The 22,797-nt window shown below is 72.0% G+C and carries 18 protein-coding genes; 4 read left to right on the forward strand and 14 right to left on the reverse strand.

All coding sequences use genetic code 11. The features are described 5' to 3' along the window. Nucleotides 1-122: 122 nt before the first annotated feature. The 11 genes from ACZ3J7_RS05565 to folC form a co-directional block, all read right to left on the reverse strand. On the reverse strand, nucleotides 123-896 hold the full coding sequence (locus ACZ3J7_RS05565) for a TIGR03936 family radical SAM-associated protein (protein WP_465617128.1): 774 nt from the start codon (nucleotides 894-896) through the stop codon (nucleotides 123-125). 134 nt (nucleotides 897-1,030) lie between these two features. After that, nucleotides 1,031-1,657, reverse strand: coding sequence for a hypothetical protein (locus ACZ3J7_RS05570; RefSeq protein ID WP_465617130.1), 627 nt, complete (start codon nucleotides 1,655-1,657; stop codon nucleotides 1,031-1,033). A 103-nt stretch (nucleotides 1,658-1,760) separates the two neighbouring features. After that, complete coding sequence (locus ACZ3J7_RS05575; protein ID WP_465617131.1) at nucleotides 1,761-3,689, reverse strand: TIGR03960 family B12-binding radical SAM protein; 1,929 nt, start codon at nucleotides 3,687-3,689, stop codon at nucleotides 1,761-1,763. Nucleotides 3,690-3,776: 87 nt separating this feature from the next. After that, on the reverse strand, nucleotides 3,777-4,976 hold the full coding sequence (gene rodA, locus ACZ3J7_RS05580) for a rod shape-determining protein RodA (RefSeq protein WP_465617133.1): 1,200 nt from the start codon (nucleotides 4,974-4,976) through the stop codon (nucleotides 3,777-3,779). Beyond that, a complete protein-coding gene (mrdA, locus tag ACZ3J7_RS05585) occupies nucleotides 4,973-7,207 on the reverse strand; it encodes a penicillin-binding protein 2 (protein ID WP_465617135.1) in 2,235 nt (744 codons plus the stop codon). Before mrdA ends, rodA begins: the two co-directional genes overlap by 4 nt. A 21-nt stretch (nucleotides 7,208-7,228) precedes the next feature. Then, nucleotides 7,229-7,873 (reverse strand): rod shape-determining protein MreD, encoded by a 645-nt coding sequence (mreD, locus tag ACZ3J7_RS05590; RefSeq protein ID WP_465617137.1) that lies wholly within the window; start codon nucleotides 7,871-7,873, stop codon nucleotides 7,229-7,231. Next, nucleotides 7,873-8,808: a rod shape-determining protein MreC gene (mreC, locus tag ACZ3J7_RS05595; protein WP_465617139.1), complete on the reverse strand. Its 936-nt coding sequence runs from the start codon at nucleotides 8,806-8,808 to the stop codon at nucleotides 7,873-7,875. The genes mreD and mreC overlap by 1 nt, the downstream gene beginning before the upstream one ends. Nucleotides 8,809-8,878: 70 nt before the next feature. Next, nucleotides 8,879-9,904, reverse strand: coding sequence for a rod shape-determining protein (locus ACZ3J7_RS05600; protein WP_030458241.1), 1,026 nt, complete (start codon nucleotides 9,902-9,904; stop codon nucleotides 8,879-8,881). A gap of 366 nt (nucleotides 9,905-10,270) precedes the next feature. Next, nucleotides 10,271-10,684 (reverse strand): nucleoside-diphosphate kinase, encoded by a 414-nt coding sequence (gene ndk / locus ACZ3J7_RS05605; protein WP_100836136.1) that lies wholly within the window; start codon nucleotides 10,682-10,684, stop codon nucleotides 10,271-10,273. Between the two features lie 96 nt (nucleotides 10,685-10,780). Beyond that, entirely contained in the window at nucleotides 10,781-11,143 is a 363-nt protein-coding gene (locus ACZ3J7_RS05610; RefSeq protein ID WP_465617141.1) for a DUF4233 domain-containing protein, read from the reverse strand. A gap of 6 nt (nucleotides 11,144-11,149) precedes the next feature. Further along, the gene (gene folC, locus ACZ3J7_RS05615; protein ID WP_465617143.1) at nucleotides 11,150-12,541 is read right to left on the reverse strand and encodes a bifunctional tetrahydrofolate synthase/dihydrofolate synthase; all 1,392 of its coding nucleotides are present in this window, start codon (nucleotides 12,539-12,541) and stop codon (nucleotides 11,150-11,152) included. A gap of 129 nt (nucleotides 12,542-12,670) precedes the next feature. Between folC and ACZ3J7_RS05620 the strand changes: the two genes are divergently transcribed. After that, entirely contained in the window at nucleotides 12,671-14,059 is a 1,389-nt protein-coding gene (locus tag ACZ3J7_RS05620; protein ID WP_465617145.1) for a glycosyltransferase family 2 protein, read from the forward strand. Between the two features lie 163 nt (nucleotides 14,060-14,222). Next, nucleotides 14,223-15,803 (forward strand): chitinase, encoded by a 1,581-nt coding sequence (locus ACZ3J7_RS05625; protein WP_465617147.1) that lies wholly within the window; start codon nucleotides 14,223-14,225, stop codon nucleotides 15,801-15,803. 64 nt (nucleotides 15,804-15,867) lie between these two features. On the opposite strand, the gene ACZ3J7_RS05630 is transcribed toward ACZ3J7_RS05625, so the two are convergent. Continuing rightward, nucleotides 15,868-16,410, reverse strand: a complete 543-nt coding sequence (locus ACZ3J7_RS05630; protein WP_465617149.1) for a hypothetical protein — start codon at nucleotides 16,408-16,410, stop codon at nucleotides 15,868-15,870. A gap of 277 nt (nucleotides 16,411-16,687) precedes the next feature. Next, nucleotides 16,688-19,327: a valine--tRNA ligase gene (locus ACZ3J7_RS05635; RefSeq protein ID WP_465617151.1), complete on the reverse strand. Its 2,640-nt coding sequence runs from the start codon at nucleotides 19,325-19,327 to the stop codon at nucleotides 16,688-16,690. Between the two features lie 159 nt (nucleotides 19,328-19,486). Here ACZ3J7_RS05635 and ACZ3J7_RS05640 point away from each other — a divergent pair, with 159 nt between their 5' ends. Both ACZ3J7_RS05640 and ACZ3J7_RS05645 read left to right on the forward strand, forming a co-directional pair. Continuing rightward, nucleotides 19,487-20,440, forward strand: coding sequence for a resistance to Congo red protein (locus ACZ3J7_RS05640; protein ID WP_465617153.1), 954 nt, complete (start codon nucleotides 19,487-19,489; stop codon nucleotides 20,438-20,440). Nucleotides 20,441-20,534: 94 nt separating this feature from the next. Beyond that, entirely contained in the window at nucleotides 20,535-21,353 is an 819-nt protein-coding gene (locus ACZ3J7_RS05645; RefSeq protein WP_465617155.1) for a hypothetical protein, read from the forward strand. A 92-nt stretch (nucleotides 21,354-21,445) separates the two neighbouring features. On the opposite strand, the gene clpX is transcribed toward ACZ3J7_RS05645, so the two are convergent. Then, nucleotides 21,446-22,732, reverse strand: a complete 1,287-nt coding sequence (gene clpX, locus ACZ3J7_RS05650; RefSeq protein WP_014135752.1) for an ATP-dependent Clp protease ATP-binding subunit ClpX — start codon at nucleotides 22,730-22,732, stop codon at nucleotides 21,446-21,448. Nucleotides 22,733-22,797: the final 65 nt, after the last annotated feature.

Below are 22,797 nucleotides of genomic sequence, written 5' to 3' on the forward strand. Positions count from 1 at the left end.
GCACGCGACGACGCTCGCTCCCCTGGGGAGCCGCGGAGGCCGGGGAGCCGCAGGCCCGGAGTTCTCTCCGTGCCTGCGCTCCCGCCCACTCGGCGGACGGCGGTTGCGCGCGGCGGGGCGGCCTACCGGCCGACCTCGGCCGCGGCGCGGTCGAGCGCCAGCGGGTCGGTCACCGTGCCGGTCTGCTCGTCGAGCGGCCCCTGCGCCAGCCTGGTCACCTCTGCGGGGACCGGCGGCGCGAGGTCGGCCGTCGAACGGAGACCGGACAATACGTCGTCGGGTCGTACGGCGGGTGTGGCGTGTCGTACTACCAGGCGCAGTATCGCACAGGGAGCGCCCGTCCGAACATCGTCCGCACCGTCCGTGGCCGTGTTGTCACCGATCCCGACCGGGACGGAGCCCTCGGGGACGACGTCCACGGCGGCGACGGCGGCGCGCGCGTCGAAGGTGCGCAGGCCGTTCTTGGTCATCCGCTGGACCTCGACCGCCTCGGCGGCCAGGAACGCGGCGGCGGCCCGCTCGGCCTCCGCGGGCGCCACGCCCGGCAGGCGCAGCAGCCACTCGGAGGCCTCCAGGCGCTCCACGAAGTTGCTCGTGGCGACCTCGACGGCCTCGGTGATGTCCAGGCCGGGGGGCAGCGACTCGTCCAGTTGGCGGCGCAGCGCCTCGGGGTCGCGGCGCTCGGCGAGGCCGATCTCCAGGTACTCGGCCTCGCTCGCGGTGCCGGTCGGGGCGGCGTTGGCGTAGGAGACCTTGGGGTGCGGGGTGAAGCCCGCGGAGTAGGCCATCGGGACGGCCGAGCGGCGGAGCGCGCGCTCGAACGCCCGCTGGAAGTCCCGGTGGCTGGTGAAGCGCAGACGGCCGCGCTTGGTGTAGCGGAGACGGATGCGCTGCACCGTCGGCGCGGGCGGCGGACCGTCGGGCGTGCGGCGTGCCAGGGGGCTCAGTCCTTCGTCAGTGGTCCCCGTCCGGCCTCGCACCGCGTGCGGGCTCCGGCCGGACCTTGTCCCCACCAAGGGTACGCGGTGCGTCAGCCGAAGAGCGTCCGGCGTACCTCCCGGGCCACCCGGCGGATCTCCGCCTTGACGGGCCACCAGACGCCGCGGCGCACCCAGCGGCACGGGGCGACCACGGTGAAGCGCCAGATCCGGCCGCCGATCCGCCAGGCCCAGCGGAACGCCAGCCACAGCGCGCGCAGCACCGGGTACAGCACCGGGCGCCACAGCCCGTGGTAGAACGCCTTGCCGAGCGGCACCAGCACCCAGTCCCAGCAGGCCCGCAGCGGCACCGCGACCAGGTAGTAGCCGAGCCAGGCGACCACCTTGCCGAAGCCGCGGGCGACGGCGACCATCCCGTTCCAGGCCGGTTCCAGCACGTAGTTCCAGAGGAACCCGAGCACCGGCTCCAGCACGTACCGCCACAGCCAGCGCAGCGGCATGACGACCAGCCACGTCAGCAGCGGCCGCAGCAGGTAGCGCCAGAGCAGCCGCAGCGGCCACAGCAGCACCTTGTCCACCACCCAGCCGATCCCCCGGGCGATCAGCACCACCAGCTCCCACAGCAGCCGCAGCGGCACCACCACCGCCACCACCACCGGCCGCACCACCGCGACCAGGCACCCCTCGCCCTGCTGTCCCCGCTGTCCCTGCTGCGCCATCACCACTCCCCGCGTCCCCCGTCGGCCGATCAGCAGATCGTAGTGCCCGCGCGGAGGGCCCCCGCCGCGAGGTCGCGGCGGGGGCCCTCCGGGTGAACGCGGGTCAGTCGTTGACGACCGTCAGCGGGAGCAGCTTCTTGCCGGTCGGGCCGACCTGGATGTGGGTGTCCATCTGCGGGCAGACGCCGCAGTCGAAGCACGGGGTCCAGCGGCAGTCCTCGACCTCGACCTCCTCCAGCGCGTCCTGCCAGTCCTCCCAGAGCCAGTCCTTGTCGAGGCCGCTGTCCAGGTGGTCCCAGGGCAGCACCTCCTCGTAGGTGCGCTCGCGGGTGGTGTACCAATCGACGTCGACGCCGGTGCCGGCCAGGCCCTTCTCGGCGGAGGCGATCCAGCGGTCGTACGAGAAGTGCTCGCGCCAGCCGTCGAAGCGGCCGCCGTCCTCGTAGACGGCCCGGATGACCGCGCCGATCCGGCGGTCGCCGCGGGAGAGCAGGCCCTCGATGATGCCGGGCTTGCCGTCGTGGTAGCGGAAGCCGATGTTCTTGCCGAACTTGCGGTCGCCGCGGATCGAGTCGCGCAGCTTGGTCAGCCGCTCGTCGGTGGCCTCGGCGGACAGCTGCGGCGCCCACTGGAACGGGGTGTGCGGCTTGGGGACGAAGCCGCCGATCGAGACCGTGCAGCGGACGTCGTTGGTGCCGGTGACCTCGCGGCCCTTGGCGATGACGTTCTTCGCCATGGTGCCGATCTGCAGCACGTCCTCGTCGGTCTCGGTGGGCAGGCCGCACATGAAGTACAGCTTCACCTGCCGCCAGCCGTTGCCGTACGCGGCGGCCACCGTGTTGATCAGGTCCTCTTCGGAGACCATCTTGTTGATGACCTTGCGGATCCGCTCGGAGCCGCCCTCGGGGGCGAAGGTGAGGCCGGAGCGGCGGCCGTTGCGGGACAGCTCGTTGGCCAGGTCGATGTTGAAGGCGTCGACCCGGGTGGAGGGCAGCGAGAGGCCGACCTTGTCCTCGGCGTAGCGGTCGGCCAGTCCCTTGGTGATGTCGGCGATCTCGGAGTGGTCCGCGGAGGACAGCGAGAGCAGGCCGACCTCCTCGAAGCCGGTCGCCTTCAGGCCCTTCTCGACCATCTCGCCGATGCCGGTGATGCTTCGCTCCCGCACGGGGCGCGTGATCATGCCGGCCTGGCAGAAGCGGCAGCCCCGGGTGCAGCCGCGGAAGATCTCCACCGACATCCGCTCGTGCACGGTCTCGGCGAGCGGGACCAGCGGCTGCTTGGGGTAGGGCCACTCGTCGAGGTCCATCACGGTGTGCTTGGAGACCCGCCACGGCACGCCGGGGCGGTTCGGGACGACGCGCCCGATCCGGCCGTCGGCCAGGTACTCGACGTCGTAGAACCGCGGGATGTACACGCCGCCGGTCCTGGCCAGCCGCAGCAGCAGCTCGTCGCGGCCGCCGGGGCGCCCCTCGGCCTTCCAGGCCCGGACGATGTCGGTGATGTCCAGGACGGCCTGCTCACCGTCGCCGATCACAGCGGCGTCGATGAAGTCGGCGATCGGCTCCGGGTTGAACGCGGCGTGCCCGCCGGCCAGGACGACCGGGTCGTCCACGGTGCGGTCGGCGGCGTTCAGCGGGATGCCGGCCAGGTCGAGCGCGGTCAGCATGTTGGTGTAGCCGAGCTCGGTGGAGAACGAGAGGCCGAACACGTCGAAGGCCTTGATCGGCCGGTGCGCGTCCACCGTGAACTGCGGGACGCCGTGCTCGCGCATCAGCGCTTCCAGGTCGGGCCAGACGCTGTAGCTGCGCTCGGCGAGCACGCCCTCGCGCTCGTTCAGCACCTCGTACAGGATCATGGTGCCCTGGTTGGGCAGGCCGACCTCGTAGGCGTCGGGGTACATCAGGGCCCAGCGGACGTCACAGGCGTCCCAGTCCTTGACGGTCGAGTTGAGCTCGCCACCGACGTACTGGATCGGCTTCTGGACGTGCGGGAGGAGGGCCTCCAGGCGTGGGAAGACCGATTCGACAGTCATGCGCAAGGACCTTTACGGCAGAAAAAGCAGTGACCCTTCAGGGTAGCCGAGCCCCGGGGGTCACTGTTTCCACGCGTGCGCCGGACGCTAGATCCCTATCGGCCGCTGGGAGCGCACCGACTGCAGCAGGCCGACCGCGATCCAGACCGCGAACATCGACGACCCGCCGTAGGAGACGAACGGCAGCGGGATGCCCGCGACCGGCATGATGCCGAGGCTCATCCCGATGTTCTCGAAGGCCTGGAAGGCGAACCAGGTGACCGCGCCGGCCGCCAGGACCGTCCCGTACAGGTCGGTGGCCTGGCGCGCTATCCGGCAGGCCCGCCACAGGATGACGCCGAGCAGGCCGATCATCACCAGGCCGCCGACGAAGCCGAGCTCCTCGCCGGCCACGCTGAAGACGAAGTCGGTCTGCTGCTCGGGGACGAACTGGCCGGTGGTCTGGGTGCCGTGGAACAGGCCCATGCCGGTCAGGCCGCCGGAGCCGATCGCGATCCGGGCCTGCGCGGTGTTGTAGCCGACGCCGGACGGGTCGAGCGCCGGGTTGGCGAAGGCCGCGAAGCGGTCGATCTGGTACTGGCTGAGCACGCCGAGCTTCCAGATCGCCAGCGCCCCGGCGGTGCCGCCGGCCAGCAGGCCGACCACCCAGCGGTTGGCGGCGCCGGAGGCCATCAGCACGCCGAGCATGGTGACCACCATGACCATCACCGAGCCGAGGTCGGGCATCAGCATGACCACGGCCATCGGGAAGGCGGCGACCGCTAGCGCCTGCAGCACGCTGCGGGTGGGCGGGAACTCGCGCTCGCCGGTGTCGACCCGCGAGGAGAGCACCACGGCCATGCCCAGCACGATCGCCAGCTTGGCGAACTCGGCGGGCTGGATGGAGAAGCCGCCGCCGAACTGGATCCAGGAGTGCGCGCCGTTGATGGTCGAGCCGAGCGGGCTGAGCACCGCGAACAGCAGCAGCACCACGGCCAGGTAGACGAACGGCACCGCGGTGCGCAGCCGGCGGGTGCCGAGCAGGATCACCGCCACGCACAGGCCGATCCCGATCACCAGGTTGGTCAGGTGCCGGTACAGGAAGTACTGCGGGTCGCCGTGGGTCAGCGAGTCCCGGCCGCGGGTGGCGGACCAGACCAGCAGCGAGCCGATCAGCGAGAGCGCCAGCGCGGCCAGGATCATGACCCAGTCGAGCCGCCGCAGCGGCGAGTCCTTGGCCAGCGCCCGCCCCAGCGAGGAGCGCCGGGGCGCCAGCCGGACGGTGCGGTAGGAGCCGTAGGAGGTCATGCCCGTCCCCTTCCGTGGCCGCCGGTGCGGGTGGGTTCGACGGCGGCCAGCAGGACGCCGGTCGGCTGGTCGGCCTGGAGCGGGCGGGCCGGGTCCAGGAAGGTGGCGCCCGGCTCGTAGCCGAAGGAGGCCGGGACGATCGCGGTGCCGTCCGGGTTGAACTTGGGCAGTTCGGCTTGCGGCTTGGGCAGCAGCGCCTTGGCGTTGTCGATGGCGCCCTTGTCGTCGACGCCGTACAGCGCCTGGTAGATCCGGCGCACCGAGTCGCCGGAGCCGCCGGAGCCGGTGCCGCCCTGGCTGATCGTCATGACCACCGCGTAGTCGTCGCTGTAGGTGGTCAGCCAGGAGGTGGTCTGCTTGCCGGCGACCTCGGCGGTGCCGGTCTTGGCGTGCAGCTGGATCTTGCCCTGCGGCCAGCCCGCGCCGGTGAACTTCCAGGCGGCGGTGCCGGAGGTGATGACGCCCGCGGTGGCCTGGTCGATGTACTCCAGCAGCTTGCCCTGGGCGGGGATCTTGCCGTCCTCGTGCGGCGCGATGTCGCGCACCAGGGTGCCGTCGGGGCTGACCACGGCCTTGCCGATGGTGGGCCGGTAGAGCGTGCCGCCGTTGGCGAGCGCCGCGTAGATCCGGGCCATCTGCAGCGGGGTGACCAGGGTGTCGCCCTGGCCGATGGCGAAGTTGACCATGTCACCGGCGCGCATCTGGTTGCCGTCGGCGCAGTTCTCCCGGGCGATCTCGTCGGCGTACTCGTGGCCGCCCTTGGCCGCCTGGTCGCACCAGGAGTTCTTCATCGCCTCGTAGTAGGACTGCTTCCACTGCCGGTCGGGGACCCGGCCGGCCACCTCGCCGGGCAGGTCGACGCCGGTCTTGGCGCCGAGGCCGAACTCGTGGGAGGTCCGGAAGAACCAGTCCTGGGCGTCCTTCTTGGGCTTGAGGCCGCCGTCCTTCATCCACTGGTCGTAAGCCAGGCCGTAGAACACGGTGTCGCAGGAGACTTCGAGGGCCTTCTCCAGCGTGATGTCGCCGAACTGCTCGCTCTCGAAGTTCTTGAACTCGCGGCCGCCGATGGTCAGCGACTTCGGGCACGGGTAGCGGCCGTTGAGGTCGTAGCCGGCCTGCACGGCGGCGGTGGTGGAGATCACCTTGAAGGTGGAGCCGGGGGCGGACTGACCCTGTATGGCCCGGTTGATCAGCGGGTAGTTGGATTCCTTGCTGTTCAGCGACTCGTAGTCCTTGGCGGAGATGCCGCCGACCCACAGGTTGGGGTCGTAGGTGGGGGCGCTGGCCATCGCCACGATCCGGCCGGTGTGCACGTCCATCACGACGGCGGCGCCGGAGTCGGCGATGTAGTTGCGGCTGGTCTCCTTGTCGTACACCTTGCGGGCCTCGACCATGGCCTGGGCCAGCTGGTCCTCGACCACCTTCTGCACCTTGGCGTCGATCGAGGTGACCAGGTTGTTGCCGGACTGCGCGGGGGTGTTGCCGGCGCTGCCGATCACCCGGCCGAGGTTGTCGACCTCCAGCCGGTCGACGCCGGTGGTGCCGCGCAGGTCGTCGTCGTACACCGACTCCAGGCCGGCCCGGCCGATCTGGTCGGAGGGCAGCCGGCGCTCCCGGCCCGCCTTGTCGGCGGTCGTGGTGACCTCGTTGTCGGTGACCGGCGAGAGGTAGCCGAGGATCTGGGCGGCGCTGGCGCCCTCGGCGTTGGTGTAGCGGCGCAGCGCGGTGGGCTGGGCGGTGACGCCGGGGAAGTCCTCGCGGCGTTCCATTATCTGCATCGCCTGCTGGGTGGTGGCCTGCTGGGTGACCGGGATCGGCTGGTACGGGGAGCCGTTCCAGCAGGGCTGCGGCGTCTTGGCGTCGCACAGCCGGACCTTGTTCCTCACCTCGTCGGCCGGGACGCCGAGGACCTCGGCCAGCCGGGTCAGCACGGCCTTGCCCTTGTCCTTCTGCTGGAGCAGCGCGGTCCGGGAGACCGACACCACCAGCTTGGTCTCGTTGCCGGCCAGGATCCGGCCGGAGGCGTCCAGGATCTCGCCGCGGACGGCGGGTTCGACCACCTCGCGGATGTGGTTGCCCTGGGCCTTCTCGGTGAACTCCTTGCCGTTGCGGATCTGCAGGTACCACAGCCGCCCGCCGAGGGTGGCGAGCAGCGACAGCACCAGCACCTGGAGGACGACCAGTCGGATGGTCACCCGGCGGGACCGGCCGGTCTCGGGGATGTTGCTCACGTGCGCGGACTCCGTCCCGGCTCAGGGGCGCTTGGCGAGGCCGAGCGCGCGCTTCTTCTTGTAGGGGGTGGCGGAGGGCTCGCGGGTGGTGCGGTAGCGGGCCAGCGCGCCGAGGCCGGAGCCGCCGTCCGCGCCGCGCTCGGTCTCGTTGACCACCCGGTCGCCGTCGAAGCGGCGGGCCAGCAGCATCACCAGCGGCACCGTGAAGGGGGCCAGCAGCACGTCGTACAGCAGGGCGCTGAACACCAGGCCGGTCAGGCCGACGTGCCGGGCCGCGGTGTCGCCGACCAGGGCGCCGACCGTCGCGTACAGCAGGGTGGAGACCACCGCGGCGACCGCGACCACGCCGAGCGCGGAGAGCGCCGAGCGCTGCCGGCCGCCCTCCGGCCTGAGCAGTCCGGCGCCGTAGCCGACGAGGCACAGGACCAGCGCGTAGCGGCCGATCGCGTGGTCGGAGGGCGGGGCGACGTCGGCCAGCAGGCCGGCGCAGAAGCCGACCGCGCAGCCGCCCGTCGGGCCGTAGACCAGGGCCAGGCCGACCACCACCAGCATCAGCAGGTCCGGGGTGGCGCCGGGCAGTTGGAGCCGCCCGAGGACGCTGACCTGGATCACCAGGGCCAGCACCAGCAGGACGGCGGACAGCAGGATCCGGTTGAGGCGCGGCATCAGTTCCCCCCGGTGGTCGGCGGTACGGCGGCGATCGGCGCCTGCGGGTTGCCCGCGGCGCCGGCGGACGCGGCGGGCACCGGCGGCAGCACGGCGTCCCGCGGGTCGGTGCGCGGCGGGACGACCACCACGCCGACCAGGTCGAGCCGGGTGAACTGCACGTACGGCTCGACCAGGATGGTCTTGGTGAGCTGCCCGGGGGTGGCCTGGACCTCCTTGACGGTGCCGACCGGCACGCCGGGCACGAACGGGCGGCCGCTCTGCGAGCCGAAGGTGACCAGCCGGTCGCCGGCCTTCACCTGGGCCCGGCCGTTGAGCAGTTCGATCCGCATCGGGGAGGCGCCCTGGCCGGCCGCGAAGCCGATCTCGCCGCCGCCCTCCAGCCGGACGCCGGCGGTGAAGCCGGGGTCGGAGGCGAGCAGCACGGTCGCGGTGGTCGGGGCGACGGTGGTGATCCGGCCGACCAGGCCCTGGCCGTCGATGACGGTCATGTCGCGGGTCAGGCCGTCGTCGCTCCCGGCGTCGATGGTGATGGTCCAGGAGAAGCCCTGGGCGGCGCCGATCGCGATCACCTGGGCGGCCTTGACCGTGTAGCCGCCGGAGCCGGCGGTGCGCAGCATGTCGTCGAGCTGCTTGGTGCGGCCGACCGCGGCGTCCGAGGAGGCGAGCTTCTGGCGCAGCTCGGTGTTCTCCCGGGTGATCTGGTCCAGGCGCTGCTGGTGGGTGCCGGCGTCGCGGATCGCCCGGATGTAGCCGGCGACCGGGTCGACCGCGCCGGCCGCGGCGTTCTCCACCGGGCCGAGCGCGGAGGCGGCGGCCCGGCGGGCACCGCCGAGCGGTGAGTCGTCACCGCCCTTGATGTCCACGGTGATGAGGGCGAAGGCCACCATCACCAGCAGGACCAGCAGTAGTCGACTCTCTCGGGTGTCCCTCACGGTGCCGCCGCCGCCCCTTCGTGCCGGGTGGTCTTCAGCCCGGCTCGGTGTGTAGTTCGATTTGCCTTGCTCAACGACGCGGCTGGGCGTCCAGTACCTGCTGCAGTGCCTCGAACTCCTCGACGCACTTGCCCGCCCCCAGCGCCACCGAGTCCAGCGGGTTCTCCGCGATGTGCACCGGCATGCCGGTCTCCCGGCGCAGCCGCTCGTCCAGGCCGCGCAGCAGGGCGCCGCCGCCGGTGAGCACGATGCCGCGGTCCATCACGTCGCCCGCGAGCTCCGGCGGGCACTGGTCCAGCGTGGTCTTCACCGAGTCGATGATCGAGTTCACCGGCTCGTCGATGGCCTCGCGGACCTCGGCGGCCGAGATGACCACCGTCTTGGGCAGGCCGGAGACCAGGTCGCGGCCGCGGATCTCGGCGTGCTCGTCCTTCTCGCCCTCCAGGCCGAACGCGGAGCCGATCGACATCTTGATCTGCTCGGCGGAGCGCTCGCCGAGCAGCAGGCTGTACTCCTTCTTGATGTGCTGGACGATCGCGCTGTCCAGCTCGTCGCCGGCCACCCGGAGCGACTGGGCGGTGACGATCCCGCCGAGCGAGATCACCGCGACCTCGGTGGTGCCGCCGCCGATGTCGACCACCATGTTGCCGGTGGGCTCGTGCACCGGCAGGCCGGAGCCGATCGCCGCGGCCATCGGCTCCTCGATGATGTGCACCTGGCGGGCGCCGGCCTGCATGCTGGCCTCGACCACGGCGCGGCGCTCGACGCCGGTGATGCCGGAGGGGACGCAGACCACGACCCGCGGGCGGACCAGGTAGCGGCGGCGGTGGATCTTCATGATGAAGTACCGCAGCATCCGCTCGGTGATCTCGAAGTCGGCGATCACGCCGTCCTTGAGCGGGCGGATCGCGACGATGTTGCCGGGGGTGCGGCCGATCATCTTCTTCGCCTCGGCGCCGACCGCGAGGATCCCGCCGGTGTTGGTGTTCACCGCCACCACCGACGGCTCGTTCAGCACGATGCCCTTGCCCCGGACGTACACCAGCGTGTTCGCGGTGCCTAGGTCGATCGCCAGGTCCCGGCCGAGAAACGACAGGTTGTTCGCCATGGGATGTCGAGTGCCTTCCCGAGTTTCGGATCAAGGGCGGGGAACGGGCCGGCCGCGCGGGCCCGTGGGAGGGCTGACGGCGGCTGAGCAGCCGCTCCGTGCCCGTGAGTTGGGGTCCATCGTAGCCACGCCGGTCAGCGCGGGCGGCGGGTACGGCGTGCCGCCCATTCTCCGGGGGCGAAACACCTTCTCCTGGCATTGGGACGCCGTGTCGGAGGGTAGGGTTCCGTGATTTGAGGATTAACGCCCAGAGGGAGCAACCCGACCCGCCGTTCGGCCGCTGAGCTGCGCTTTCCCCCGGATCGGCGTCCCATGCCCGCGGTGGGCACGGGACACCGGATCGCTACCGGATCCTCACGCGTGGGCCGGGAAGAAGATCTTGATCTCGCGCTCGGCCGACTCCGGGGAGTCCGAGGCGTGGATCAGGTTCTCCCGGGTGATGGTCGCGTAGTCGCCGCGGATGGTGCCCGCGCCGGCCGCCAGCGGGTCGGTCGCGCCGGCCAGCGCGCGGATGCCCGGGACGACGTTCTCGCCCTCGACGATCAGCGCGATCGACGGGCCGGAGGTCATGAAGCCGAGCAGCGGCTCGTAGAAGTCGCGGCCGACGTGCTCGGCGTAGTGCTGCTCCAGGGTGGCGCGGTCGAAGGTGCGAAGCTCCATCGCAGCGAACCGCCAGCCGGCCTTGCGCTCGATCCGGCTGATGATCTCGCCGGCCAGGCCGCGCTGTACGGCGTCGGGCTTGAGCAGGACGAGAGTGCGCTGGGACACGGGGCGGCTCCTGAGGTGTTCGGTCGTGCCTGAGTGTGCCCCCGACACTACCCCGCCCCGGTGGACGGCCCGGTGACCAGGCCGTCCACCGGGAGGTCAGGCGGTGGCCGGGGCGGACCCGGCCGCCGCCTCGGCGGCGGCCCGCCGGGCCTTGAACTCGTCGATCTTCCGGCCGTAATGCACCGAGCACCACCACAGGCCGCCGAAGACCACGCCGAACGCGTACATGGTCGGCAGCACCAGGCCGCTGGCCAGCACGGCCACCTGGAGCGCCCAGCCGACGTACACCGCGCCGGGGCGGGTGATCACGCCGCAGAGCAGCACGCACAGGACGATCGCGACCGCGCTGACCGTCCAGATGGTGCCGGTGCCGACGTCGGTGAGCTTCATCGCGACCAGGCCGGCGAACATGATCAGCAGGGCCTCGCCGATCAGGGTGGAGGAGCACAGGGTGCGCATCGGCGGCTACTTCCTTCCGAACAGCAGGCGCGCCTCGCCCACCGTGATGACCGAGCCGGTGACCAGGACGCCGGCGCCGCCGAGGTCCTCCTCCTCGGCGAGCGTGACGGCCGCGTCGATCGCGTCGTCCAGGCGCGGTTCGACCTGCACCCGGTCCTCGCCGAAGACCTCGACGGCGAGGGCGGCCAGCCGGTCGACGGGCATCGCGCGGTGGGTGGAGTTCTGGGTGACGACGACCTCGGCCAGGATCGGCTCGAAGACCTCCAGCAGGCCGGTGACGTCCTTGTCGCCGCTGGTGGCGATCACGCCGACCAGCTTGGTGAAGCCGAAGGCCTCGCCGATCGCGGCGGCGGCGGCCTGCGCGCCGTGCGGGTTGTGCGCGGCGTCCAGGATCACGGTGGGGCTGCGCCGGACCACCTCCAGCCGGCCCGGGGAGGAGACGCCGAACAGCGCCTGCCGGACCTTCTCCTCGTCCAGGTGCTCGGCGCCGCCCTGGCCGATGCCGAAGAAGGCCTCGACGGCGGCCAGCGCCAGCGCGGCGTTCTGCGCCTGGTGGTCGCCGTGCAGCGGGAGGAAGAGGTCCTGGTACTCGTGGCCGCCGATGCCGCGCAGCGTGACCAGCTGGCCGCCGATCGCCACCTCGCGGCGCAGCACGCCGAACTCCATGCCCTCGCGGGCCACCGTGGCGTCCACCTCGACGGCGCGGCGCAGGATCTGCTCGGCCGCGTCCAGCTGCTGCTGGGCGACCACGGCGAGCGCGCCGGACTTGATGATCCCGGACTTCTCGACCGCGATCTCGCCGGTGGTCCCGCCGAGCTTGTCGGTGTGGTCCAGGCCGATCGGGGTGATCACCGCGACCTGGGCGTCGATCACGTTGGTGGCGTCCCAGCTGCCGCCCATGCCGACCTCGACCACGGCGACGTCCACCGGGGCGTCGGCGAAGGCGGCGTACGCCATGCCGGTCAGCACCTCGAAGAAGGACATCGCGACCGGCTGGGCGGCGTCGACCATCCGCACGTAGGGCTCGACGTCCCGGTAGGTCTCGACGAACCTCTCCGGGGTGATCGGCGCGCCGTCCAGGCTGATCCGCTCGGTGACCGACTCCACGTGCGGGGAGGTGTAGCGGCCGGTGCGCAGCTCGAAGGCGCCGAGCAGCTGCTCGACCATCCGGGCGGTGGAGGTCTTGCCGTTGGTGCCGGTGATGTGGATCGAGGGGTAGGAGCGCTGCGGCTGGCCGAGGATGTCCATCAGCGCCTCGATCCGGTCGAGCGAGGGCTCCAGCTTGTTCTCCGGCCAGCGGGTGGCCAGCTCGGCCTCGACGGCGCGCAGTTCGGGGTCGGTGCCGCCGGCGTCGGCGGGACGGACGGTGTAGGGGTTGGGCTCGGCCTTGTCGCTCACCCCGCCAGTCTAAGGACTCCGCGCGCCCGGCCCGGACGGGGCGCCCCGGCGCGAACCGGGTCGAAGGTCCCGGCCGGACGGGCCCTCCGTCCCGGTGGGGCCGGACCCGCCCTCGCGGACCCTGGGGGCATGGACCTGTTCTTCCTGCGGATCGCGCCGGCGCTGTCACTGCTGGTGCTCGCCTACATGGTGCTGGTGCTCGGCCGGTACCTGCTGTACTGGGCGGGCTCGGCGAGCGCCATGCGGCGGGGCCGCGGGATGCCGCCCGGCGACCCGGACGCGCTGGCCTGGCACCTGGTGGTGCCCTGCCGGGACGAGCAGACCGTGATCGGCCGGACCGTCGCCGAGCTGCGCTGGGCCGCCCCGCAGGCGCACCTGTGGGTGGTGGACGACGCCAGCGAGGACCTCACCGGCGGGATCGTCGCGGCCGCCGCCGAGCGCGACCCGATGGTGCACCTGGTCCGCCGGCACCGGCCGGACGCCCGGATCGGCAAGGGCGCCGCGCTGAACGCCGCCTACCGGGCGGTCGGCGCGCACCTGCCGCCCGGCACCGACCGCTCCAAGGTGGTGCTCGGGGTGATCGACGCGGACGGCCGGCTGGAGCCCGGCTCGCTGGGCCACGTCGCCAACGCGCGGGCGATGGGACGGCCGGACACCGCCGCGGTGCAGATCGGCGTGGTGATGCGCAACGCCGACGACCGGACGCCGCTGCCCGGCCGGGGGCGGGTCGCCAACGCGCTGGCCCGGCTGCTGGCCCGGGTGCAGGACGTCGAGTTCCTGGCCGCCAACACCGCGATGCAGTTGCTGCGCCGCCGCACCGGCAGCGTCGGCCTGGGCGGCAACGGCCAGTTCGTCCGGCTGTCCGCGCTGGACGCGCTGGCCGTCGACGGGCGGCCGTGGCCGCAGCGCGGCCTGATCGAGGACTACGAGTCGAGCCTGGAGCTGCGGCTGGCCGGGTTCCGGCTGACCCACGTGCCGGAGGCCCGGGTGTCGCAGGAGGCGCTGGTCTCCGGGCGGCGCTTCCTCACCCAGCGCACCCGCTGGTCGCAGGGCACCCTGCAGTGCCTGCGGTACGTGCCCCGGGTGCTGCGCTCGCCGCACTACGGCTGGGGCGGGCGGGCCGAGGTGCTGTACACCTGCCTGCAGCCGGTGGTGGCGCTGGCGCTGGTGGTGCTGACCCCGCTGGCGGCCGGGATCGCGCTGGCCACCGAGGCGTTCTACCCGGCCGACTCGACGGCGTTCTGGGCCCGGTTCGGGCTGCTGGCGCTGACGGCCTTCCTGCTGGGCGCGCTGCCGATGGTGGCGTGGGGCGTGGGCTACCGCCGCCGCGAGTACCCGGGGCTGCGCTGGACGGTCGGCCTGCTCTGGGGGCTGGCGCTGTGGCTGTACACCTACCACCTCTTCCTGGTCGCGCCGCGCGCCGTCTGGCGGGAGCTGCGCGGCCGCACCGGCTGGGCGAAGACCCGGCGCAACGCCGAGCTGACGGTGGCGGGCGCGCCGACCGCGCTGGAGGCCTGACCGGCGGCGGAGCCGCCGTTCGCCCGCGGACCGCCGACGGGCCCTCTTGACACCGGAATTGGTCTACTCCACCGTGTGATGCGCTCCCCGCTCCCGCATCAGGCTCCCCACGACGAAGCTCCCCGCACCGCGACCCATCGACACTCCCCCACATGGAGATGGCATGCGTGCACTACCGCCCCCGCCCCCGCCCCGCCCGCGCACCGGGCGGGTCCTGCTGGCCGGCCTGCTGTCGGCCTCGGTCGGCCTGGTCGGCCTGACCCTGGCCGGCTCCGGCACGGCCACCGCCGACGTCGCGCCGAGCGTGAACGTCGTCGCCAACGGCGACTTCGCGGCCGGCAACCACATCAGCCCGTGGACCTGCGGCCCGACCGTCACCGCTGTCAACAACACCGCCACCGGCTGGGACCTGCAGGGCTCGCCGGCCGGCACCGACTACGCCAACTGCAGCCAGAGCGTCACCGTGCTGCCCAACTCGACGTACACCCTGAGCGCCGTGGTGCAGGGCGGCTACGTCTTCGCGGGCGTCACCGGCACCGGCGGCACCGACCCGTCCACCTGGAGCTCCAACACCGGGTGGAACACCCTGACCTCGACCTTCACCACCGGCGCGTCCACCACCTCGGTGTCGGTGTGGTTCCACGGCTGGTACGGGCAGACCCCGTTCACCGTGGACAAGGTCTCGCTGGTCGGCCCGGGCACCGCCCCCAGCAGCCCGTCGCCGTCCGGCACGATCATCGTCGACCCGAAGCCGTCCCCGACGGAGAGCAGCCCCAAGCCGACCCCGACGATCTCCGAGGGGACCCCGACGGGCAGCTCGTCGCCGACGGCCAGCCCGACCGCGCCGCCGCCGCGCAAGCACCTGCTGACCGGCTACTGGCAGGACTTCTACAACGGCGCGACGCCGCAGCGGATCAGTGACGTCCCGGCCGCGTACGACATCATCGCGGTGGCGTTCGCGGAGGCCACCAGCACCCAGGGCGGGCTGAGCTTCACCCTGGACCCGACGCTGTCGTCCAAGCTCGGCGGCTACACCGAGGCCCAGTTCAAGGCCGACATCGCGGCCAAGCGGGCGGCCGGCAAGAAGGTGATCATCTCGGTCGGCGGGCAGAACGGCACCGTCTCGGTGTCCAACTCCACCTCGGCGGCCACCTTCGCCAACTCGGCCTACGCCCTGATCCAGCAGTACGGGTTCGACGGGATCGACATCGACCTGGAGAACGGCGTCAACGCCACCTACATGTCGCAGGCGCTGCACTCGCTGGCCGCCAAGGTCGGCTCCGGCTTCGTGCTGACCATGGCGCCGGAGACCATCGGCATGCAGTCCACCGGCGGCGAGTACTTCAAGCTGGCGCTGGCCACCAAGGACATCCTGACCATCGTCAACATGCAGTACTACAACAGCGGGGCGATGCTCGGCTGCGACGGCGGCGTCTACTCGCAGGGCACCGAGAACTTCCTCACCGGCCTGGCCTGCATCCAGTTGCAGGGCGGCCTGCGGCCCGACCAGGTCGGCCTGGGCGTCCCGGCCTCCACCAGCGCGGCGGGCGGCGGGTACATCAGCCCGTCGGTCGTGAACAACGCGCTGGACTGCCTGGCGGCCGGCACCAACTGCGGTTCGTTCAAGCCGGGTCAGACCTGGCCGACGATCGGCGGCGCGATGACCTGGTCCACCAACTGGGACGCCACCGCGGGCAACCCGATCGCCAACACGGTCGGCGCGCACCTGCACGCGATGCCGTGACCTGACCGGATCCGCGCGCCCCGGGGCGGGAACCCCGCGCCCCGGGGCGCGCAGTGACGATCCGTCAGCAGGTGGTGCGGGGCGGCGGCAGTCGGCCGGCGTGCCGGCGGCGCAGTTCGGCGGCGATCTCCTCGGCCTCGCCCTCGGGCAGCAGCGGCAGCATCATCGCCACCGCCTGCACCAGGCCGCCGAGCAGGTAGGTGGTGTCGGGCGTGCCGGCCACCAGGGCGCGGACCCGGCCGACGTCGCCCGCCGCGACGGCCTCCAGCAGCAGCGCGGCGCCGGCCGCCTCCTCGTCCACCACCACCTGGGCGGTGCCGTACGGGGCGCGCCGGGCCAGGCCGCGCAGCACCCGGTCGGCGACCTCGGGGGCGTACGCCTTGCGGACCGCCTCGGCGGCGATCCAGACCAGCAGGGTGGCCACCTCGCGCTCGACGTGCTCGTCGAGCAGCCGGTCCAGCTCGGTGTCGAAGGCGACCTGGTTGCCGTGCCGGAATGCCAGCAGCAGCGTCGCCGCCCGGGCCTTGGCCGCCGCCACCTCTTCCGGCGGGAGTTCGTCCGGAAGTTCGTCCGGAAGTTCGTCGGCCAACTCCCCGGTCGCCATCATGTGCGTGCCCTCCGTTCGCGCCCCGCCCGAATGGGAACTTCCGCCCACCGTACACATCCGATGTGCAAAGGTCGCTGAACGCGCGGGGATCGACGGGGCAATGCATTCCAATTGGCGCGGCTCCAATTGCCCGGCAATGGCGCCGAATAGGCGGTGCGGAACCGGTACCGCGACGCGCGGGCAAGGGAATTGACAAACCGTCCGGAACAACCCGGGAAAAGGCGGAGGGCCGCCGCCCCCGAGGGGGCGGCGGCCCTTGCCGCGCGCTGACGGGACGTCAGCCCTGCGGCAGCGCCGCGAGCTGGGCGGCGATCCGCTCGATGTCGGCCTCGGCGGCGGCCAGCCGGGTGCGGATCTTGCCGACCACCTCGTCCGGCGCCTTGGCCAGGAAGGCCTCGTTGCCGAGCTTGCCATTGGCCTGCGCCTTCTCCTTCTCGGCGGCCGCCAGGTCCTTCTGCAGGCGCTTGCGCTCGGCCGGGACGTCGATGGTGCCGGACAGGTCGAGTTCGACGGTGGCCCCGGCCACCGGCAGCGCGGCGGTGGCGTGGAAGCCCTCCTGGGGCTCGGTCAGGCGCAGCAGCGAGCGGATCGCCGCCTCGTGCACCTCCAGCCGGTGGCCGGCCAGCGCCAGCCGGGCCGGGACCTTCTGGGTGGCGTTCAGGTTCTGGTCGTTGCGGAACCGGCGGACCTCGGTGACCACCTGCTGGAGCAGGGCGATCTCCGACTCGGCGTCGGCGTCCCGGTAGCCGGAGTCCTTCGGCCACTCGGCGACCACGACCGACTCGGCGCCGGTGAGCGTCGTCCACAGCGCGTCGGTGACGAACGGGACGATCGGGTGCAGCAGGCGCAGGGTCACGTCCAGCACCTCGCCGAGGACCCGGCGGGCGTGGTCGGCCTGCGCGCCGCCCTTGTTGAGGGTGGTCTTGGAGAGCTCGACGTACCAGTCGAAGACCTCGTCCCAGGCGAAGTGGAACAGCGTGTCCGAGACCTTGGCGAACTCGAAGTCCTCGTACAGCGCGTCGACTTCGGCGACCGTGGCGTTCAGCCGGGACAGGATCCAGCGGTCCGCGGCGGTGAGCTCCTCCGGGGCGGGCAGCGGGCCCCGGACGGTGGCGCCGTTCATCAGGGCGAAGCGGGTGGCGTTCCAGATCTTGTTGCAGAAGTTCCGGGAGCCCTTGACCCAGTCCTCGCCGATCGGCACGTCGGCGCCGGGGTTGGCGCCGCGGGCCAGCGTGAAGCGGACCGCGTCGGCGCCGTAGGCGTCCATCCAGTCCAGCGGGTCGACCGCGTTGCCGGTGGACTTCGACATCTTCTTGCCGAACTCGTCGCGGACCAGGCCGGTCAGCGCGACCGTCTTGAACGGGATCTCGCCGTCCATCGCGTACAGGCCGAACATCATCATCCGGGCGACCCAGAAGAAGATGATGTCGTGGCCGGTCAGCAGGACGTCGGTCGGGTAGAACTTCTCCAGCTCCGGGGTCCGCTCCGGCCAGCCCAGGGTGGAGAACGGCCACAGGCCGGAGGAGAACCAGGTGTCGAGGACGTCCGGGTCCTGGTGCCAGCCCTCGCCGGCGGGCGGCTGCTCGTCCGGTCCGACGCAGACGACCTCGCCGTCCGGGCCGTACCAGACCGGGATCCGGTGGCCCCACCAGAGCTGGCGCGAGATGCACCAGTCGTGCATGTTGTCGACCCAGTCGAAGTAGCGGCGCTCCAGCTCCTTCGGGTGGATCTGCACCCGGCCGTCGCGGACCGCGTCGCCGGCCGCCTTGGCCAGCGGCTCGACCTTGACCCACCACTGCAGCGACAGCCGCGGCTCGACCACGGTCTTGCAGCGCGAGCAGTGGCCGACGGCGTGGTCGTAGGGGCGCTTCTCGGCGACGATGCGCCCCTGCTCGCGCAGCGCGCCGACCACGGCGGCCCGGGCGTCCAGCCGGTCCAGGCCGAGGAACGGGCCGTGCACCGTGATGGCGCCGCGCTCGTCCATCACCGTCAGGTTGGGCAGGTCGTGGCGCTGGCCGATCGCGAAGTCGTTCGGGTCGTGCGCGGGCGTCACCTTGACGGCGCCGGTGCCGAACTCCGGGTCGACGTGCTCGTCGGCGACGACCGGGATCTCCCGGTCGGTCAGCGGCAGCTTGACGGTGCGGCCGACCAGGTGCGCGTAGCGCTCGTCGGACGGGTGGACGGCGATCGCGGTGTCGCCCAGCAGGGTCTCGGCCCGGGTGGTGGCGACCACGATCGAGTCGTCGCCGTCGCCGTAGCGGATCGAGACCAGCTCGCCGGGGACGTCCTCGTGGTCGACCTCGACGTCGGAGAGCGCGGTCAGGCAGCGCGGGCACCAGTTGATGATGCGCTCGGCGCGGTAGATCAGGCCGTCGTCGAAGAGCTTCTTGAAGATGGTCTGGACGGCCTGCGAGAGGCCCTCGTCCATGGTGAACCGCTCGCGCGACCAGTCGACGCCGTCGCCGAGGCGGCGCATCTGGCCGAGGATCCGGCCGCCGTAGTTCTCCTTCCACTCCCAGACCTTGTCGACGAAGGCCTCCCGGCCCAGGTCGTGCCGGGACAGGCCGGCCTCGGCGAGCTGCTGCTCCACCTTGTTCTGGGTGGCGATGCCCGCGTGGTCCATGCCGGGGAGCCAGAGCGCCTCGAAGCCGAGCATCCGCTTGCGGCGGGTCAGCGCGTCCATCAGCGTGTGCTGGAAGGCGTGGCCGAGGTGCAGCGCGCCGGTGACGTTCGGCGGCGGGATGACGATGGTGTACGCCGGCTTCTCGCTCTTCGCGTCGGCCGTGAAGTAACCGCGCTCCACCCAGCGCTCGTACAGCTCGCCCTCTACCTCGGCCGGGGCGTAGGTCGTCGGGAGGGTGGCTGCGTCGGCCCCGGGCTGCGAGCTCGTGGGGCGCTGGTTCGTCGTGTCGGTCACGACACATAGTTTACGGAAGCGCGGACCGCGGTTACGAACCGATTGTGTCCGGACCACTCGGGCGCACCGGGGGGGCCGTACGATAGCGTGCCGCATACTCGACCACTCGACCGACCACAGGGCCGCGGAACTCGCAAGCGGCGGGGGAGACTGACGACGATGTACGGCCAGGGGCAGGGACCGCAGCAGTATCCGCAGGGGCAGCCGCAACAGCCTTACGGTGCACCGCCGCCGCAGCCCGGCTACGGCCAGCAGCCGCCGGCGTACGGCGCGCCCCAGCCGCCCGCGTACGGCGCCCCGCAGCCCCCCGCCTACGGCGCCCCGCAGCAGCAGCCGCCCGGGTACGGCTACCCGCAGCAGCCCCCCGCCCCGCAGCCCGGCTACGGCCAGCAGCCGCCGCAGCAGTGGGGCGGCCCGCCGCAGCAGCCGGGCTACGGCGGCTACCCGCCGCCGCCCGCGCCGTCCAAGGGCAAGGGCGGGATCATCGCCCTGGTGGTGGTCGTGGCGGTGGCCGCGATCGGCGGCGGCGTCTGGTGGGGTCTCAACAGCGGCGGCGGGGCCGGCTCGGACACCAAGGGCAAGTACAAGCTCGCCGTGCAGGACAGCGTCGCGGGCTACACCAAGAAGTCGTCCAACGAGAAGGGCGAGCTGAAGGGCCTGGAGAACGTCGGCACCTTCGAGGGCTCGCTGAACGTCACCTACCAGAAGAGCACCAAGGACATCGCGACCTTCGGCGGCAGCTGGGGTACCGTGAACGACCCGGACAAGGCGCTGGACGCGCTCAGCGCCAAGCTCGACGAGGCGTTCAAGGGCGGGGACGGCGGCGACTCCGGCGGCGACTCGGAGAAGGCGGTCTGGAAGCAGAAGCTGACCGACTACTCCGCGAACGACTCCAAGGACTCCGGGAGCAAGCTGCGCTGCGGCCTGCTCGGCTCCTCCGGCGGCTCGGCCGCCTCCCAGGCGCAGGCCATGCCGATCTGCCTGTTCGCCACGCACTCGACGATCGGCTCGGTGGGCTCCACCAACCTCGACCCGAGCGGCAAGCAGCTCTCGGTCGACCAACTGGCGGCGCTGGCCCGGCAGTTCCGCGACGCGTCCACCGTCGCCAAGTAAGCGCCTCCCGGGTCGTCGCCGCGCGGTCCCCCCGCGCGGCGCCCCCGTGCGGGGCCCCACCCCCAGACCTTCACGTGTGAACGGAGCCCCAGCCGTGTCCGACAACCAGTTCGGCCCGCCGCAGCCCGGGTTCGGGCCGCCGCAGCCGCCCGCCGGCGCCCCGATACCGCCGCAGCAGGGCGCCCCGGCCCCGCAGCCCGGGTACGGCTACCCGGGCCCGCCGCCGCAGCCCCAGCAGTCCTGGGGCGGCGCCCCGGTCCCGCAGCAGGGCTACCCGGCCGGCGCCCCCGGCTTCCCGCCCGGCTACCCGCCCCCGCCGAAGAAGTCCCGCAAGGGCCTGTGGATCACGCTCGCCGTCGTGTCCGCGGTGATCCTGGGCGGCGGCGGCGTGGTCGCCTACCTCGCGTACGACACCGTCTCGAAGACCGGCAAGTACAAGGTCGCGCTGCCCGCGAAGTTCCAGGACATGAGCAGCGAGGCCGGCGCGGACGTCGCCCAGCAGATGGCCGACCAGATGAAGCAGGACGCGGCCGCCGACCCGGACGCGCTGCAGCCCGAGAAGACCGTCGCCGCGCTCTACCGCTCGGAGGACGAGGAGCGGGTGCTGATCGCGGCCGGCGGCTACGGCAAGGTGAGCCGGCCGGCCAAGCAGGTCGACGAGCAGTTCAAGGACATGGAGAAGCAGGGGGACACCGTCTCCCAGAAGAAGTCGGTGGACCCCGGTCCGCTCGGCGGCTCGATGTCCTGCGGCATCGTCAAGAGCGCGGAATCCAGCACCCCGGACCTCTCGGTCTGCGTCTGGGCCGACTACTCCAGCGTGATCCTGGTGATGGAGCCGACCGAGCAGGCCGACATCGACAAGATCGCGGCCGACACCCGCGAGCTGCGGCAGATCTCCGAGGTGCTCAAGTAGCCCTCGCCGCCCAGGCGTTCGCACGGAACACGGAGGGGCCCCGCACCGTCTCGGACGGTGCGGGGCCCCTCTCGTCGAACGGGCGTCCGGCCTCAGGCGCTCTTCTCCCGGCGCTCGCGCTTGATCATGTCGCGCGGGACCAGGGTCGGGATGGCGTGCTTGGAGACGACGTCCCCGGTGACCACCACGCGGGCGACGTCCTGCCGGGACGGGACCTCGTACATCACGGACATCAGCACCTCCTCCATGATGGCCCGCAGACCGCGCGCGCCGGTGCCGCGCAGGATCGCCTGGTCGGCGATCGCCTCCAGCGCGTCCCGGGTGAACTCCAGCTCCACGCCGTCGAGTTCGAACAGCTTGCGGTACTGCTTCACCAGCGCGTTCTTCGGCTCGGTGAGGATCTGCAGCAGCGCCTCGCGGTCCAGGTTGTGCACGCTGGTGATGACCGGGAGGCGGCCGATGAACTCCGGGATCATCCCGAACTTCACCAGGTCCTCCGGCATCACCTGGCGGAAGTGGTCCGCCGAGTCGACCTCGCGCTTGGAGCGGATGGTCGCGCCGAAGCCGATGCCCTTGGCGCCAGCCCGGCCCTCGATGATCCGCTCCAGGCCCGCGAACGCGCCGCCCACGATGAACAGCACGTTGGTGGTGTCGATCTGGATGAACTCCTGGTGCGGGTGCTTGCGGCCGCCCTGCGGCGGCACCGAGGCGGTGGTGCCCTCCAGGATCTTCAGCAGCGCCTGCTGCACGCCCTCGCCGGAGACGTCCCGGGTGATCGACGGGTTCTCGCTCTTGCGGGCGACCTTGTCGATCTCGTCGATGTAGATGATCCCGGTCTCGGCCTTCTTGACGTCGTAGTCGGCCGCCTGGATCAGCTTCAGCAGGATGTTCTCGACGTCCTCGCCGACGTAGCCGGCCTCGGTCAGCGCCGTGGCGTCCGCGATCGCGAACGGCACGTTCAGCATCCGGGCCAGGGTCTGCGCCAGCAGCGTCTTGCCGGAGCCGGTCGGGCCCAGCAGCAGGATGTTGGACTTGGCCAGCTCGATCGCGTCGTCCCGGCCGCTGCCGGAACGGCCGGCCTCGCCGGCCTGGACGCGCTTGTAGTGGTTGTAGACCGCGACCGACAGCGCCTTCTTGGCGAGGTCCTGGCCGACCACGTACTGGTCCAGGAACTCGTAGATCTCGCGGGGCTTCGGGAGCTCCTCGAAGCGCACCTCGGAGCTCTCGGCGAGCTCCTCCTCGATGATCTCGTTGCACAGGTCGATGCACTCGTCGCAGATGTACACGCCTGGCCCGGCGATCAGCTTCTTCACCTGCTTCTGCGACTTGCCGCAGAACGAGCACTTGAGCAGGTCGCCACCGTCTCCGATGCGTGCCACGAGGTGCTTCCCCTTCGCCAGGGGCCCCGCGGGGGTCGGGGCCTGGTGCTGTGAGACCGGCTGCG

The organism is Kitasatospora sp. NPDC015121, from assembly GCF_055562955.1.